The 15,273-nt window shown below is 29.1% G+C and carries 14 protein-coding genes and 1 riboswitch; of the genes, 6 read left to right on the top strand and 8 right to left on the bottom strand.

Annotated elements, in window-relative coordinates; all coding sequences use genetic code 11:
- Positions 1–42: 42 nt before the first annotated feature.
- The 5 genes from CNEONATNEC86_RS20220 to manZ all read left to right on the top strand — a co-directional run bounded on the left by CNEONATNEC86_RS20220 (position 43) and on the right by manZ (position 5,780).
- Positions 43–2,847, top strand: coding sequence for a sigma-54-dependent transcriptional regulator (locus CNEONATNEC86_RS20220; RefSeq protein WP_159117129.1), 2,805 nt, complete (start codon positions 43–45; stop codon positions 2,845–2,847).
- Between the two features lie 238 nt (positions 2,848–3,085).
- A complete protein-coding gene (locus tag CNEONATNEC86_RS20225; protein WP_058293094.1) occupies positions 3,086–3,508 on the top strand; it encodes a mannose/fructose/sorbose PTS transporter subunit IIA in 423 nt (140 codons plus the stop codon).
- A complete protein-coding gene (locus tag CNEONATNEC86_RS20230) occupies positions 3,508–3,990 on the top strand; it encodes a mannose/fructose/sorbose PTS transporter subunit IIB (RefSeq protein WP_125147879.1) in 483 nt (160 codons plus the stop codon). The genes CNEONATNEC86_RS20225 and CNEONATNEC86_RS20230 overlap by 1 nt, the downstream gene beginning before the upstream one ends.
- A gap of 147 nt (positions 3,991–4,137) precedes the next feature.
- Positions 4,138–4,935, top strand: coding sequence for a PTS mannose/fructose/sorbose transporter subunit IIC (locus tag CNEONATNEC86_RS20235; protein ID WP_058293096.1), 798 nt, complete (start codon positions 4,138–4,140; stop codon positions 4,933–4,935).
- Positions 4,936–4,958: 23 nt separating this feature from the next.
- Positions 4,959–5,780 (top strand): PTS mannose transporter subunit IID, encoded by an 822-nt coding sequence (gene manZ / locus CNEONATNEC86_RS20240; protein WP_058293097.1) that lies wholly within the window; start codon positions 4,959–4,961, stop codon positions 5,778–5,780.
- A gap of 46 nt (positions 5,781–5,826) precedes the next feature.
- Here manZ and CNEONATNEC86_RS20245 read toward each other — a convergent pair whose 3' ends face one another.
- From CNEONATNEC86_RS20245 to CNEONATNEC86_RS20280, 8 genes are all read right to left on the bottom strand, one after another.
- Entirely contained in the window at positions 5,827–6,438 is a 612-nt protein-coding gene (locus CNEONATNEC86_RS20245) for an HDIG domain-containing metalloprotein (RefSeq protein ID WP_125147880.1), read from the bottom strand.
- 440 nt (positions 6,439–6,878) lie between these two features.
- Positions 6,879–7,217: a P-II family nitrogen regulator gene (locus CNEONATNEC86_RS20250; RefSeq protein WP_058293099.1), complete on the bottom strand. Its 339-nt coding sequence runs from the start codon at positions 7,215–7,217 to the stop codon at positions 6,879–6,881.
- A 13-nt stretch (positions 7,218–7,230) separates the two neighbouring features.
- Positions 7,231–8,478, bottom strand: coding sequence for an ammonium transporter (locus tag CNEONATNEC86_RS20255; RefSeq protein ID WP_159117131.1), 1,248 nt, complete (start codon positions 8,476–8,478; stop codon positions 7,231–7,233).
- Between the two features lie 359 nt (positions 8,479–8,837).
- Positions 8,838–9,797: a phosphotransferase family protein gene (locus CNEONATNEC86_RS20260; RefSeq protein ID WP_125147882.1), complete on the bottom strand. Its 960-nt coding sequence runs from the start codon at positions 9,795–9,797 to the stop codon at positions 8,838–8,840.
- A 316-nt stretch (positions 9,798–10,113) separates the two neighbouring features.
- Complete coding sequence (locus CNEONATNEC86_RS20265) at positions 10,114–10,275, bottom strand: DUF1540 domain-containing protein (protein WP_083498679.1); 162 nt, start codon at positions 10,273–10,275, stop codon at positions 10,114–10,116.
- Between the two features lie 122 nt (positions 10,276–10,397).
- Complete coding sequence (locus tag CNEONATNEC86_RS20270; protein WP_159136734.1) at positions 10,398–12,050, bottom strand: SulP family inorganic anion transporter; 1,653 nt, start codon at positions 12,048–12,050, stop codon at positions 10,398–10,400.
- 206 nt (positions 12,051–12,256) lie between these two features.
- A complete protein-coding gene (gene dapA / locus CNEONATNEC86_RS20275) occupies positions 12,257–13,123 on the bottom strand; it encodes a 4-hydroxy-tetrahydrodipicolinate synthase (protein ID WP_058293103.1) in 867 nt (288 codons plus the stop codon).
- A 162-nt stretch (positions 13,124–13,285) separates the two neighbouring features.
- A riboswitch (Lysine riboswitch) is annotated at positions 13,286–13,453 on the bottom strand.
- 84 nt (positions 13,454–13,537) lie between these two features.
- Positions 13,538–14,308, bottom strand: a complete 771-nt coding sequence (locus tag CNEONATNEC86_RS20280; protein WP_159136735.1) for a TSUP family transporter — start codon at positions 14,306–14,308, stop codon at positions 13,538–13,540.
- A 226-nt stretch (positions 14,309–14,534) separates the two neighbouring features.
- Here CNEONATNEC86_RS20280 and CNEONATNEC86_RS20285 point away from each other — a divergent pair, with 226 nt between their 5' ends.
- Entirely contained in the window at positions 14,535–15,251 is a 717-nt protein-coding gene (locus tag CNEONATNEC86_RS20285) for an HAD family hydrolase (RefSeq protein ID WP_159136736.1), read from the top strand.
- Positions 15,252–15,273: the final 22 nt, after the last annotated feature.

The raw sequence follows: 15,273 nt of genomic DNA on the forward strand, positions 1-15,273 counted from the left end.
CAAGCCTTTAATAATACAATAATAATTATATGGAGGTATAATATGAAAAGAATTGATAAAATTCACAATTACATTCTAGAACATTCGAAAAATTTTACTAAAGCAGAAATTCTTAATAATAATGGACCAACAGCACAAGAAATAGGAAATGCTTTAGATATTTTAAGAAATAATGTTTCTAAAGAACTTAACAATCTTTGCAGAGATAAAAAACTCATTAAAATTAAAAACCGTCCTGTTTTGTATTTTGACAAAAAGTATATAGAAGATATTTTTTCTATAAAAATTTCTTCTGATTCAGAAGAAATATCTATTGATACTCTTCTTAATTCATCAATTACTTCAGATAAAGACTCCTGCTCTCCATTTAGTTATCTCATAGGCTATAATACGAGTTTAAAAAATCAAATTGAGCAAGCTAAAGCGGCTTTGATGTATCCTCCAAATGGTCTCCATACATTGATAATAGGTAGTACAGGAGTTGGAAAAAGTCTCTTTGCAAATATAATGTATCAATACGCAAAATATATAAAGAAATTATCATCAGATGCTCCATTTATAGTTTTCAATTGTGCAGACTATGCAAATAATCCACAGCTATTATTATCTCATATTTTCGGACATATAAAGGGTGCATTTACTGGAGCTGATAAAGAGACAGATGGTATTGTTGCAAAAGCTGATGGTGGTATATTGTTCTTGGATGAAATTCATAGACTACCACCAGAAGGTCAAGAAATGATCTTTTACTTTATGGATACAGGCACTTATAATAAGCTTGGCGAAACTGAAAGAAACCGAAAAGCTAATGTATTATTGATAAGTGCCACAACAGAAGATCCTAATTCTGCATTATTGAATACTTTCATTAGAAGAATTCCTATCACTATAGCTATTCCAAACTTCAATGAAAGACCGCTTGAAGATAAAGTTAAACTTATTCAATTCTTAATTTCTAAAGAAGCTCAGAGAGTTAACAAAGCCATAAAAATATCTGATGACGCAATAAAAGCATTGATAGGAAGCACATCATATGGAAATGTAGGGCAATTAAAATCTAATATTCAATTGATATGTGCAAAGGGCTTCTTAAATTCAATTAATACAGATAATAATATTGAAATAGATATCTCTTTATTACCTGGAAACATAAAGAATGGGCTTATATCCTTTGGGAATAAAGATAAAGAAGATAATTCTCATTGGAACATGATTCCTAAATATATAACTATCAACCCCGATGACAATGGACTTTTTATTGAAGAGGATTCATATGAACCTTCTTTCAATATATATAATATTATCCAAGATAAAACCTCTGCATTAAAAGAACAAGGTATGAAAGAAGAAGATATTAAAAACTTTATAACTACTGATATCAATCTACATTTAAAGCAATTCTATGATAGATTTAAAAACGAAGCAAATTCAAGAGAAGGACTATTAAAGATTGTTGATAAGGATATTGTTGATTTCACTGAAGACTTAAAAAAATTAGTTGAAAAAAAATTGGATACAGTCTTAAATGATAGATTCATTTATGCAATAAGCCTTCATTTTAGTGCTTTATTTAATCGTATAAAAACAAAATTATTTTCATTTTCTGATGACATAAATTTATCAATATCAACCACTAGTAAAGAATTTGAAGTTGCTAAAGAAATTTATTCACTTACTGAAGAAAAATTCAATATTGTCATTCCACCAATAGAAATAGAGTATCTCGCTCTTCTTCTAAGTTCTATAAACGATCCTATAGATCAAAAAAGAATAGGAATAGTAGTCGCTGCTCATGGAATTAGCACTGCTACAAGCATGGTAAATGTGGCTAAAAAATTATTTGAAGCTGATAACATAGTATCTGTTGATATGCCACTTGAAAAAAAACCTCTTGATATATTAGAAGATGTTATATTGAAAGTTAAGGAAATTAATGAGGGAAAAGGAGTTCTTTTATTAGTTGATATGGGATCCTTAAATACATTTGCAGATGTTATAACAGAAAGGACTGGAATATCTACTAAAAGTATTGATATGGTTTCTACCCCATTAGTTTTGGAGGCTGTAAGAAAATGTTCTCTTTGTGATAGTGACTTAAATTCTGTTTATTCATATTTAATTAAAGACTTCAGAGGATATACAAATAAATTAGTTGTTAATAAAAATAGTAATAATCTTCACAATGCCATTGTTACTGTATGTTCAACTGGAAAAGGAGCTGCTATAAAACTGAAAGAATTGGTTCAGGATATCGTTACTAGTATCACTCCAGATCCAATAGAAATAATACCTGTCTCTACAAATAAAATATCTGATTCTATAAATCATATATCAAAAAATAGAAATATTTTATCTGTTGTAGGAATAACAAATCCTAAGCTAGGATTGCCTTTTATATCTATTGAATCGCTAATTGATGGATCTGGTGAAGAAATATTAAGAAATATAATTGAAGGAAATCCAATAGATTCAACTCCTGCAAAGCTTCAAAATCCTATTGTTATAAGAAAGCTTTGCAAAGAAAGCCTACAAGAACTTCTTACGTTCCTCAACCCTGAAAAGATATATCCATTATTAGAAGATTTCATGAATTCGCTGGGAAATACACTAAATCTAACTTATGAGAATCCAGTGAAATTGAAATTTATAATACACTTAGCCTGTGCACTAGAAAGAATGGTAGTAAATGATGGATTAGAATTTAGGGATGATACTTCTATGTTAAATAAAAATATATTCAATGCCCTAAAACAGGCAAGTGCGGTATTCAATAAATCATTATCTATAATATTAACCGATGATGAATTATATTATATGGTTGATATTTTAGAGCAATACACAAAATAGAGTATCAATATTCTATATTAATTTACATTAAAAATTTATAATAGTGTATTATTTTATTCTCGTTCTGTATTTCCCCAAATTATTGTGTATCATTTTAATAATTAATAATTTTTTCCAATTGCGTAAGTTCTAATGTTCACCTATAAATTAATATTATGATACAGAACTTGGCACGACTTTTGCTTTATATAAAAGTATAACTCAAGATTAATCTTAATTTAAGAAAGGAGTAGTTGCAATGATAGCATTAATTGTCGGAACACATGGCATGTTTTCTAAAGAACTAGTAAAGTCTGCTGAAATGATTTTTGGAGAGCAAAAAAATATTGGCTATGTAACTTTCGTACCTGGTGAAGGTACTGAAAACCTAATATCCAAATATGATGAAATAATAAAAGAACTAGATTGCACTGATGGAATTTTATTTATGGTTGATCTTTTTGCTGGTAGCCCATTTAATGCTGCAAGCATGCTTGCTATAAAAAATAGTAATATGGAGATTGTCACTGGAGTCAACTTACCAATGATACTTGAAGTTTTCAGTAATAGGGAATCTTCAACATTATCTGAATTAGTAAACATCGCAGAGAAAAGCGGAAAAGAATCAATAAGAAAATTAATAAAACAAGCTTCTGAAAGCTTCGAGGAGGATGATTTATAATGAAAATTGCATTAGCAAGAATAGATGATAGATTAATACACGGACAAGTTGTAACAGTCTGGTCAAAAGAAACAAAATGTCAAAGAATAATTGTATGTAACGATGATGTAGCAAATGATGAAATTAGAAAAACTCTACTTACTCAAGTTGCTCCTCCTGGAGTTAAATCGCATGTTGTTGATATAGATAAAGCAATCAAAGTTATCAATAATCCAAAATATGAAAATGATATAGTCTTACTGCTTTTCACTAATCCAACAGATGTTTTAAGGTTAGTTGACGCAGGAATAGACATTAAGAGTGTCAACATAGGCGGTATGTCATTCAAAGAAGGAAAAATTCAAATAACACCTGCTATTTCAGTTAATGCCGAAGATATTAAATCATTTAAAGCATTAAATAAAAAAAATATAGAATTAGAAATAAGGAAAGTAGCTTCTGATTCAAAATCTCTTATTATGCCTCTAATAGAAAAACTTTAATAGTTATCTACTAAACATACTATACCCTTAATCCCAAACCATAAAAATATAAATAATAGCTAAATATCAGGTAGCTATTATTTATATTAATCAAAATCTGTATATATATTTTTTATATATAAATTATCAATAAAGGGGGAAATCATTATGGAAATTAATGCATTTCAAATCATTATTATTTTCTTAATTGCATGTATTTCTGGTATGGGATCAGTTCTTGATGAATTTCAAACTCACAGACCATTAATTGCATGTACATTGATCGGACTTGTTTTAGGTGATTTAAAGACTGGAATTATTATTGGTGGTACATTAGAAATGATGGCTTTAGGCTGGATGAATATCGGTGCTGCAATGGCTCCTGATGCTGCTCTAGCTAGTATTATTTCAACTATTATCGTAATTGCTGGAAAACAAGATATAAGTGCTGGAATTGCAATTGCAATTCCAATTGCTGCTGCTGGACAAGTATTAACAATACTTTGTAGAACAATTACAGTTTTCTTCCAACATCAAGCAGACAAATGTGCTCAAAATGGTAACCTTACAGGAATTGATATGTGCCATTTAGGTGCTCTTGGAATCCAAGCTCTTCGTGTATCTATTCCTGCAGTAATCGTTGCTAGCTTTGTTGGTACTGATATCGTTCAAAACATGCTAGCTGCAATACCAGAATGGGTAACTAGAGGTCTACAAGTTGGTGGTGGTGTAGTAGTTGTAGTTGGATACGCTATGGTTATTAACATGATGGAAGCAAAACACTTAATGCCATTCTTCTTCTTAGGATTTGTAGTTGCTGCAATAAGTCAATTAAATTTAGTTGCTTTAGGTATAGTTGGTGTCGTTTCAGCTGTAATCTATATTCAATTAAATCCTAAGTTCAATACTAATAGAACAGCAGTTGAGATGGCATCATCAAGCATTGCTGATGATGAATTAGACTAATCAAGGAAAGGATGGTAATCAATATGAGTGAAAAAAAATTAACTAAAAGTGATCTTAAAAGTGTATTTATTCGTTCTAATTTTCATCAAGGTTCTTGGAACTTTGAAAGAATGCAAGCTCTAGGATATTGTTTTGCTATGATTCCAGTAATAAAAAGATTATATACTGGTGAAGAAAGAAAAGAAGCACTAAAGAGACATCTTGAGTTCTTTAATACGCAACCGTTTGTAACTGCTCCAATCCTTGGAGTAACAGCTGCCATGGAAGAACAAAAAGCTAACGGCGCTGAAATCGATGCTGGTGCAATAAATGGTGTTAAAGTTGGTTTAATGGGACCTCTTGCAGGTGTTGGAGATCCAGTATTCTGGGGAACATTAAGACCAGTTGTAGCTGCACTTGGTGCTTCTATAGCATTATCAGGAAGTGTTCTTGGACCAATATTATTCTTCGTTTTATTTAACGCAGTACGTCTTGGAATTAGATGGTGGGGAGTTTCTTACGGATATAGTAAAGGAACTACTATAGTTGGAGATATGGCAGGCGGTAAGCTTCAAAAATTAACAGAAGGTGCTTCAATACTTGGTCTATTCGTAATGGGTGCACTTGTTAATAGATGGACTTCAATCAATGTTCCTTTAGTTGTTTCAACTATAACAGCTCAAGATGGTACAACTACAGTAACAACTGTACAAAATATCTTGGATCAATTATTACCTGGATTACTTCCATTATTATTCACATTCATTTGTATGAAACTACTTAAGAATAAAGTTAATGCAGTATGGATTATCTTTGGAATATTCATTCTTGGTATAATTGGTTATTCATTAGGAATATTCGCTTAATAGAACATTAATTAGAGTAAGTAATAGAGATCTTTCTAAATCTCTATTACTTATTTTTTAATATCTTTTTAAAGTTTTCTACTTCTTTTAAGGTTTCTTCACGTTTTAATTTATTTAAATTTCCTCTTCCAAGTCTATCACACCTTGATACTAAAATCATTTCATCAACATCAACATCTTCAAGCATTTGCTTAATATTTTGAAACCTTGAATTCTTTGTTACAAATAAAATCTGCATGTGCCATCTCACTAATGAAATTACTTTATTTATAAAAACCTCATCTTGATTAAAATATTCTAAAAATTCTCGTGCCATCTTAGCTCCCACTGTATCATGATTATAAGATGTCAATTTTCCTTTTCTTAATTTTGTGGTAGGCTTCTTTCCCAAATCATGTAAAAGCAATGCCCACATAAATGCCTTTTTGTCCTTGCTTCTCTCTCTCACTGTTGCGCCTTCATCTACTACCATCATGGCATGGATAAATACATTTCCTTCTGGATGATATATTGGGTTTTGTTCTACAGTCAATAGGTCTTTTATCATGGATAATGGATACTCATCAAAATCACCATTTTCAACTTGCTCATTTAAATATATAGATGGTTTTTCATCATTTAATAAATGTTTTTCAATCTCTAAAAATTTTTCCTTCATCAGATATTCTCCTAACTTCATAGATTTATCTTTTTTATCTATTAGTTATTATTTGAATTTCATGATTTTAAATTCATATATTTTATAAATAAGGTATGTACAAGGTTTAGTGAATAATACCTGAAATGAAACTCTCATGTTATGCTCGCTTTTCTACAAAAAACAATGGATTCATTTCTTTGTTCCATCGTAATAATTAGTTTATAGAAAAACAAAGAAATTCAATATATGAATAGGCATAGTATTGTATTAAGAAATTTAAGCTTTTAACTTCTTAGAGAGAGGTTGTTCCAAAATTATTTGTCCAACACTTGCTGTTGGAGCAAATAGTTTTGGGCACACCCTCTCTCTTTAGAAGTTTTAGCTTAAATTTCCCTACAATCGAGCCTATCATATATTGAATTTCGGTTATTTTCCCATAAACTCAGTACGTCCTTTATTTAAATTGCTGAGTTTCCTCTTTCACCAGTTCTTATTCTTATACAATCAGCTATATCAATTACAAAGATTTTTCCATCTCCAACTTCTCCTGTTCTAGCTATTGATAAAATTAATTCTATAACTTCTTCTACCTTTTCATCTTCAACAACAATTTTAACTTCTATCTTTTGGAGAACATTTGTAACTACTTCATTTGTTCTATAGTACTCAGTCCATCCACGTTGCTGACCACATCCCATTACCTGACTTATAGTTATACCATTTATATTTTCATTTTTTAATGCTGTCTTTATTGCTTCAAGCTTTGATGGTCTTATAATAGCTTCTATTCTTTTCATGACTTAATTCCCCCTAATCTAATCCATTAAATGATGGATAAGCAGATTCACTATGTTCAGTTATGTCTAATCCTTCTGCCTCTGAATCTTCTGAAACTCTGATATCACCAAATAATTTTATAACTTTAACTATTATAAATGTCATAACTCCTGCAAATACTATAGTTATAATTATACTCATTATTTGTGCAACAAATAACTTAGTATCACCAAAAAATAATCCATTCCATTGTGCTGCTGAATTTATTGATTTTTGTGTGAATAGTCCTGTAGCTATTCCACCCCATATGCCTCCAATTCCATGGCATCCAAATGCATCAAGAGCATCATCATATCCAAACTTAGATTTAACCTTACCCATAAAGAAGAAACATATAGGAGATACAAGTGCTCCAATTATAATTGATGACCAAAGTGGAACAAACCCTGCACCAGGAGTAATTGCTACAAGACCTACAACTGCTCCAGTCGCTGCGCCAAGAACTGTTGGCTTACCATGTTTCACTTTTTCTATTAACATCCATGTAAGCATTGCACAAGCTGCTGATGTATTTGTTGTCATAAATGCATGTACAGCTAATTCATTTGCTCCTAATGCACTACCTGCATTAAATCCAAACCATCCAAACCAAAGTAATGCTGCTCCTAATACAACTAATGGAATATTGTGTGGTTTATATGACAACATACCATATTCTCTTCTCTTTCCTAATATAATACAAGCTACGAGTCCTGATACACCTGAGCTTATATGAACTACATTACCACCTGCGAAGTCTACTGCTCCTAATGCTCTTATTAAACCACCGTCTCCCCATACCATATGGGCTAATGGATAATAAACTAAAATAAGCCATGCAGCAACAAATACAAATAGAGATGAAAATTTCATTCTTCCAACTAATGATCCTGTAACAAGCGCTGGTGTTATTATTGCGAACATCATTTGAAATGCTGCAAATAATAATTGTGGAATATTAGATGCATATGCACTATTAGGTTCTGCACCAACTCCACTTAGACCAATATAATTAAATCCGCCAATTATTCCATGAAAATCAGTTCCAAAAGAGAGTGAATACCCTATTAGTACCCACATTACTGATGCTAGTCCACAAATAAAGAATGATGACATTATTGTATTAAGTACGTTTTTTCGACGAGCCATTCCTCCATAAAAAAATGCTAAACCAGGTGTCATAAAGAATACTAATGCTGAACAAATCAATATAAAGCTAATATCTGCAAAATTTAAATCCATATAAAGTTCCCCCTAAAATTAATAAACTTAATTTTTTGATAAGAATTCATTATATATTTAAAAGTAACGTGCACATTAATTTAAATAATAATTATCTAAAAAATTTTATAAAAAAAGACGTTTAGGAATATACTTCACGTATACTTTTCCTAAACGCCATCGTTATATTTCTAGTATATGTATTCACTTATATTTTGTCAATACTTTTTTTGACATTTTTTAAATTTTACTTAATATGTTACAAATTTATCATATATCTTATAACCTTTATTACTATAGTATTTTAATTGAACATATGGTTTTTACTACTATATTATAGAATTTATTATACCAAATTAAACAATATCTTATTTCGACAATCAATTTTTTTTATAAAATTCTAAAATTTTTTTCATTTTTTCTCTAATATCAAAGTATTTATTAGGCATATCTTCGTCCTTATCTATGAGTTGAAGTAGATTCGTTATATCTCTAATTTTACTTATTTTATACCAATCATCTATCAAAATATAATTTGATTGCTTTTTATATTCATCTTCAAATGCATTTATTAAATCATTATTAAAGTACTCATCATATCTAAAGAATTGTCCTATGTCAGCTAAAGGATGACCTGCCATACAAAATTCCCAATCCAATACACCTGATAAATTTCCTTCATTATCAATAAGTATATTTGTTCCTTGAAAATCTCCATGAACCATTCTAGGATCATTATCTAATGCTTTTAATATATGTTCATTCTCATCTACTATCTTATAAATCTGATTTTTTATTTTTTCTCCCAATCTTATTTGAGCATTTTTTCCCATAAACATCCTGTACCATTCGCTTAATGGTGGAGTCAAAGATTTTATTTGTAAATTATCATCTAAAAATCCCACTTTATCATATTTATTTTTATGTATAATTACCATAGTATTTGCAACTTGTCGTACAAAATTTTCTTCTATTATATTCCCTTCTCTAATATAACTGCTAAGACTTTGTCCATCTAATCTTCTATATATTACAAATTCTCTATTTTCAATTATCTCATGATTATCAAGTCTATATATTTCTGGCACTTTAATTTCGTTTCTTAATTTATTAAATAATTTAATTTCTCTTTTATAGCTTTCATTATTATCAAAAAATATTTTTAATATAAAGCTCCCTTTATTTTTAGTATCTATTTTATAATTAGTAGTCCTACAACCTTCATCCATTCTTGAAATATATTTAATATCTTCTGCCTTTAATATTCCTCTAAATAATATTTTTATTTGTTCCAAATTTAAATTTAAATAGGGCATTGTTCTTTCCCAATTATGCTCCAAGCAAATCACATCCTAAAGTATTCTTATATTCTTGTATTCTTGTATGTAGCTATTTATATATATATTTCTTCTAATATTCTTATATATTTCTCCTGTTATATATAACTATATTAACTATGACCTTTAAATATTTTACCATAAATATAAGTGACAACTAAAATTTATATTTTGCTATTCAATCTTACTCAGCCAATTGCATGCAGACCAAGTTTCTACCAAGCATAGTGGATATAAACATAATATAATTTTCTAAAAGAAAAAAATATCTCAAGCTATGTATTTTAGCTTGAGATATTTTTATTAGCTCTAATTTCTATTAGAATTTTAATTCAAATGAATCACAATCTGTACATGCTTTTTGTGTTGGATCAGATTCATGTGTACCTACTTGAATTACTTCTAGGGTACAATAATCCTTTTGTTGTGCATGGTGCTTACAATTGTTTACTGTGCATTTAATACATTCATTTACTGACATTAAAATCACTCCTTCTGACAACTTAGTCAGTAATATTATCTGCACTATCAAAAAAAATATACTTGTCTTATTTATTGATAATTAATATCATTTACTTTTTTGATTTACTTCTATTTATTTAACTAAGCTATTAATTTTTGCACATATTCATACGCATCTACTATAGCTTTAGTTTTGGTTTCATATATATTTTCTTCGCCCAACCTATCTGTAAAGCCCATTCTTTTCAAAACTCTAACCGGCTGTTCATTTACATGTGTAAGATATAGTTTTATATTCAGTTTTGAACATTGGGCAAGCAACTTATTTATAGCATCTACTGCTGATGCATCTATAGCATGAGTATGTCTCATATCTAAAATCAATACTTCCATTGATTGATTTAATTCTTTAGTTTTATGTATAAAGTCCTGAACAACACCAAAAAATATTGGTCCATTTACTTGATAAATATTTATTTTCCCTGCTGCATCTTCAAGCATTTCTGTTATATCGCCCTCGAATACTTTTTCATATACTAAATCTCTTATCTCTGTTGTATCTGTAACTCTCTTCATAAATAGCGCCATTGTCATTATCATTCCAAAACCAATAGCAACAACTAAATCAAAGATTACTGTACATCCAAACGTAACTAATAGAACTATTATATCACTCTTAGGTGCACGTAACAGTTCTTTAAATATTCTCCAACCACTCATATTGTAAGCAACTACTATTAATATTGCTGAAAGTGTTGTCATTGGTATCATTTTTGCAAGAGGCATTAGTAATAACATTGTAAATAGTAACGTTATTGCATGAACCATGCCTGATATTGGACTTTTACCACCAGATTTTATATTTGCAGCTGTTCTAGCTATTGCTCCTGTCGCTGGTATTCCTCCAAATAATCCTGAAGTAATATTGGCAATCCCTTGCGCTACTAATTCCATATTTGAATCATGTGTATCATCTATCATTTCATCAGCCACAACTGCTGATAATAATGATTCTAATGCCCCTAATATTGCAATTGTTATTGCTGGTGCAAATAGTTTATTTATAGTAGCTATACTGAATGAAGGTAATGCTGGAATTGGTATAGCCGATGATATTTCAGTAAATCTGCTACCTATTGTATCTACTGGCAAATGTAAAACTTGTACTAAAAGGGTAGATACTATAAGGGCAATCATTGATCCTGGTATTACCTTATTTACCTTTGGCCAAAGTGCAATTATTATTATACAACCTATTCCAATTGCTAATGAATATATATTTAATGTATTCATATTTGCAAAATAGCTTTCCCATTTTGGAATAAATTCTGCTGGTACATTATCTATTTGTAATCCTAGCAAATCTTTAAGCTGGCCTGAGAAAAGTGTAACGGCTATGCCAGCAGTAAATCCAACTGTTATAGTTTTAGGTACATACCTAATAAGAGAACCAAATCTTAATAAACCCATAATAACTAATATAATTCCTGCCATAATTACAGCTGTAATTAATCCGTCTAATCCATGTTCTGCAATTATTGAATATATTATAGTAACAAATGCAGCTGTTGGACCTCCAATTTGAACTTTACTTCCCCCAAGAAAAGAAATTAGAAATCCAGCAAAAATTGCTGTTATAAGACCTTTTTCTGGTGAAACACCAGATGATATAGCAAGTGCTATTGATAGTGGTAATGCTATAACAGCCACAATAATTCCCGCTATTATATCTTTTGCCACCTGATTCTTAGTGATCTCTTTGTTTTTGAACATTGTAAAGAGTTTTGGCATCATTGTTTTATCACATCCTTTAAATTTGTACCCTATAATATTACTCTTTTTTACATAGTCAGTCAAAAAATTGCTTCAAAGTAATGTTTATCATTCTAATATCTATTAAAATCTACAACGTTTTCTCACAAAATCTCTTAATAATTTAATAAAAACTGATGTTATTAAATTATTTAATAATATCAGTTTCATATATAGTTCATATTTTATTATTTGCTTAATATTATATTCAATTCTTCTTTCAATTCATCACTTATTGCTGTTAATGGTAATCTAACTTCATCAGACTCAATTAATCCTTTTTTCTTTAAACAAAACTTAATAGGAGAAGGATTCGGCTCTTTAAATAAAAGGGGAATAAATTCATATAGTTCTTTCCATACTTTTAACGCATCCACATGGTTATTAGATTTTACAAGATTATATACTTTTATAAAATCAGCAGTTCTTAAATGTGCAGATGCCATTATTCCCCCATGACCTCCAAGTAAGAGTGTATTATAAAATAATCCATCATCTCCAGTTAATATGGAAAAATCTTTTGGTGGGTTTAAAAGTAAATCTGTAGTTTGCTTCAAGTTAGCACAACAGTCCTTTATTCCAATTATATTATTTAAATCAGCTAGCTTATATATTGTTTCATTTTCTATATTTACACCTGTTCTATATGGAATATTGTATACAACTATATCTAATCTTGTAGCTTCAGATAAGCTTTTAAAATGCTCAAATATTCCTTTTTGACTCGGTTTTGAATAGTAAGGTGTAACAGAAAGTATCCCATCAATATCATATCTTTCTATTGTCTTCACTTTCTTTACTAATTCACTAGTATTATTACCTCCAAGTCCAATATATATAGGAACTCTTTTATTATTTACTTCAATTGTTTTCTCTACTATTTCCTCATACTCACATGATGATAATGTTGGTGATTCTCCTGTTGTTGCAAGAGGCATAAACCCATTTACTCCTTGATCTATATAATGATTAATCATATTTTCATATGATTTAACATCTAACTTTCCATCTTTAAATGGCGTTACTAATGGTACAATTACACCTTGAATCTTCATTTTTTAATACACTCCTTTTAATTTTGTAATTAAATAGGAAAACCCGTCTGATATAAAACCAGACGGGTAGAGTTAATCACTAAAGCTAAGACGAAACTATTTTTGAAATCTTTTGAAATATTCATATATGAATAAATGTAATTATAATAAATAGTTTCATCAAACCTCTGTAGCTCTCCACTTTCGTGACAGTTATACATATATTCTATGTATACCCAGAAACAAATCTTTGCATAATTTCTTCCTTCGGCCATAGCACCTTTCCTAAATTAATCATAGCTTGCCAGCTCATAATAAGTACTTATTGCTTACAGCACCTCTACCTTAGGCTTTTCCTAATTAAATTACTAATAATTATAGCACTATATTAATAATATGTAAATATTTTTTAATTTATCTAAATAATTATAAAATTTATAAATCAAAAAATCCTAAAAGAACTTTTATAAATAACATTCCTACCACTAATAAAATAATTGGTTTAATGAATTTCGCTCCATTTTTAACTGCTAAATGAGCTCCTATATAATTTCCTGCTACTGAACATACTGCTGCTGGTATTCCTATGGCAAATGACACTTTAGAGCCTAATATGTAGGCTATTAAAGCTCCTATATTAGATGCAAGGTTAACTACCTTAGCATTTCCTGATGCCGTAATTAAATTAAATCCTAATAATGAGGTGAAAGCTAGTACTAAAAATGTTCCTGTACCTGGTCCAAAAAAGCCATCATAGCCTCCTATTATAAATCCAATTATTAAAGACATAAAATACATATCTTTTTTTTTAATTTCTTTTTCTTCTTCTACTGAACCGAAACTTCTATTAAATAATAAAAATACTGCTACAATTGGCAATATGATCATTAAACAATAATGTAAGTACTTTTCATCTAATATCAAAACTAATTTTGCTCCAAGCCAAGATCCTATTATTGCACCAATAGCTGATAATATAGCTAGTTTTAATTTTATATTTCCACTTTTGAAAAATTTACTAGTCGCTACAGCAGTTCCTATACTATTAGCAAATTTATTAGTTCCATAAGCCACATATATAGGCACACCAGCAAAAATATATGCTGGAAGTGATATTAATCCACCACCGCCAGCAACTGCATCAACAAATCCTGCTAAAAATACTAGTGGGCACACTATAATTAGCATTGTTATATATGATTCCATATAATTCCCCCTATTTATGTCCAATGCTTATATTTTAGATATATTCTGATTTCATGTCAAATAATATATAACAATTTCATATGTGAATATTTCCAAAAAGTATTCTTAAACAAGGATTTATCAACTTATATATAGAATAATTTATATGTTATCTTTATTTTTATTATAAAGATTTATATTATATAAATTTATAGTGCAATCTATAACAAGAAAGAAGGATTTATTCATGTATACTAATTATATATTTGACCTTTATGGAACATTGGTAGATATACATACTAATAAAAAATCTAAAATTCTTTGGAGTAAACTTTCATTGTTTTATTCATTTAATGGTGCTATATATTCTTCTGATGAATTAAAAGCATCATATCTTAATAAATTTAAAGAAAAACAGAAATCTTTATCTCATACTAAATATCCAGATTTCCCATTAGAAAATATATTTAAAATTCTTTATGAAGAAAAAGAAGTTAAACCATCTGAAGATTTAGTTAAATCAACAGCACATCTGTTTAGAACTCTTTCAATAAAATATTTAAAACTTTATAATGGGGTAATAGAACTATTAGAATTACTAAAAAGAAAAGAAAAAAATATTTATCTATTATCAAATGCTCAACAAGTATTCACTCTGTATGAAATGAGAATTTTAGATATAGAAAAATATTTTGATAAAATCTATTTTTCATCTGATTATTATATTTGCAAACCTGATTCAAAATTTTTTGAGCAATTAATTAGTGACCTTAATTTAGATATAAAAAAATCTATAATGATTGGAAATGATCCTATTTGTGATATAAAAGGTGCTCAGTCAGTTGGATTAGATACATTATATATACATTCAAATTTATCTCCTGAAATAAAGCACGAATTTAATCCTACATATAAAGTTATGAATGGAGATGTTAATCAAATATCATCGCTTATTATAAACTAAAAAGAGATAGTTATTTCTAACT

The sequence above is a fragment of the Clostridium neonatale genome (assembly GCF_900465025.1).
Taxonomy (GTDB): domain Bacteria; phylum Bacillota; class Clostridia; order Clostridiales; family Clostridiaceae; genus Clostridium; species Clostridium neonatale.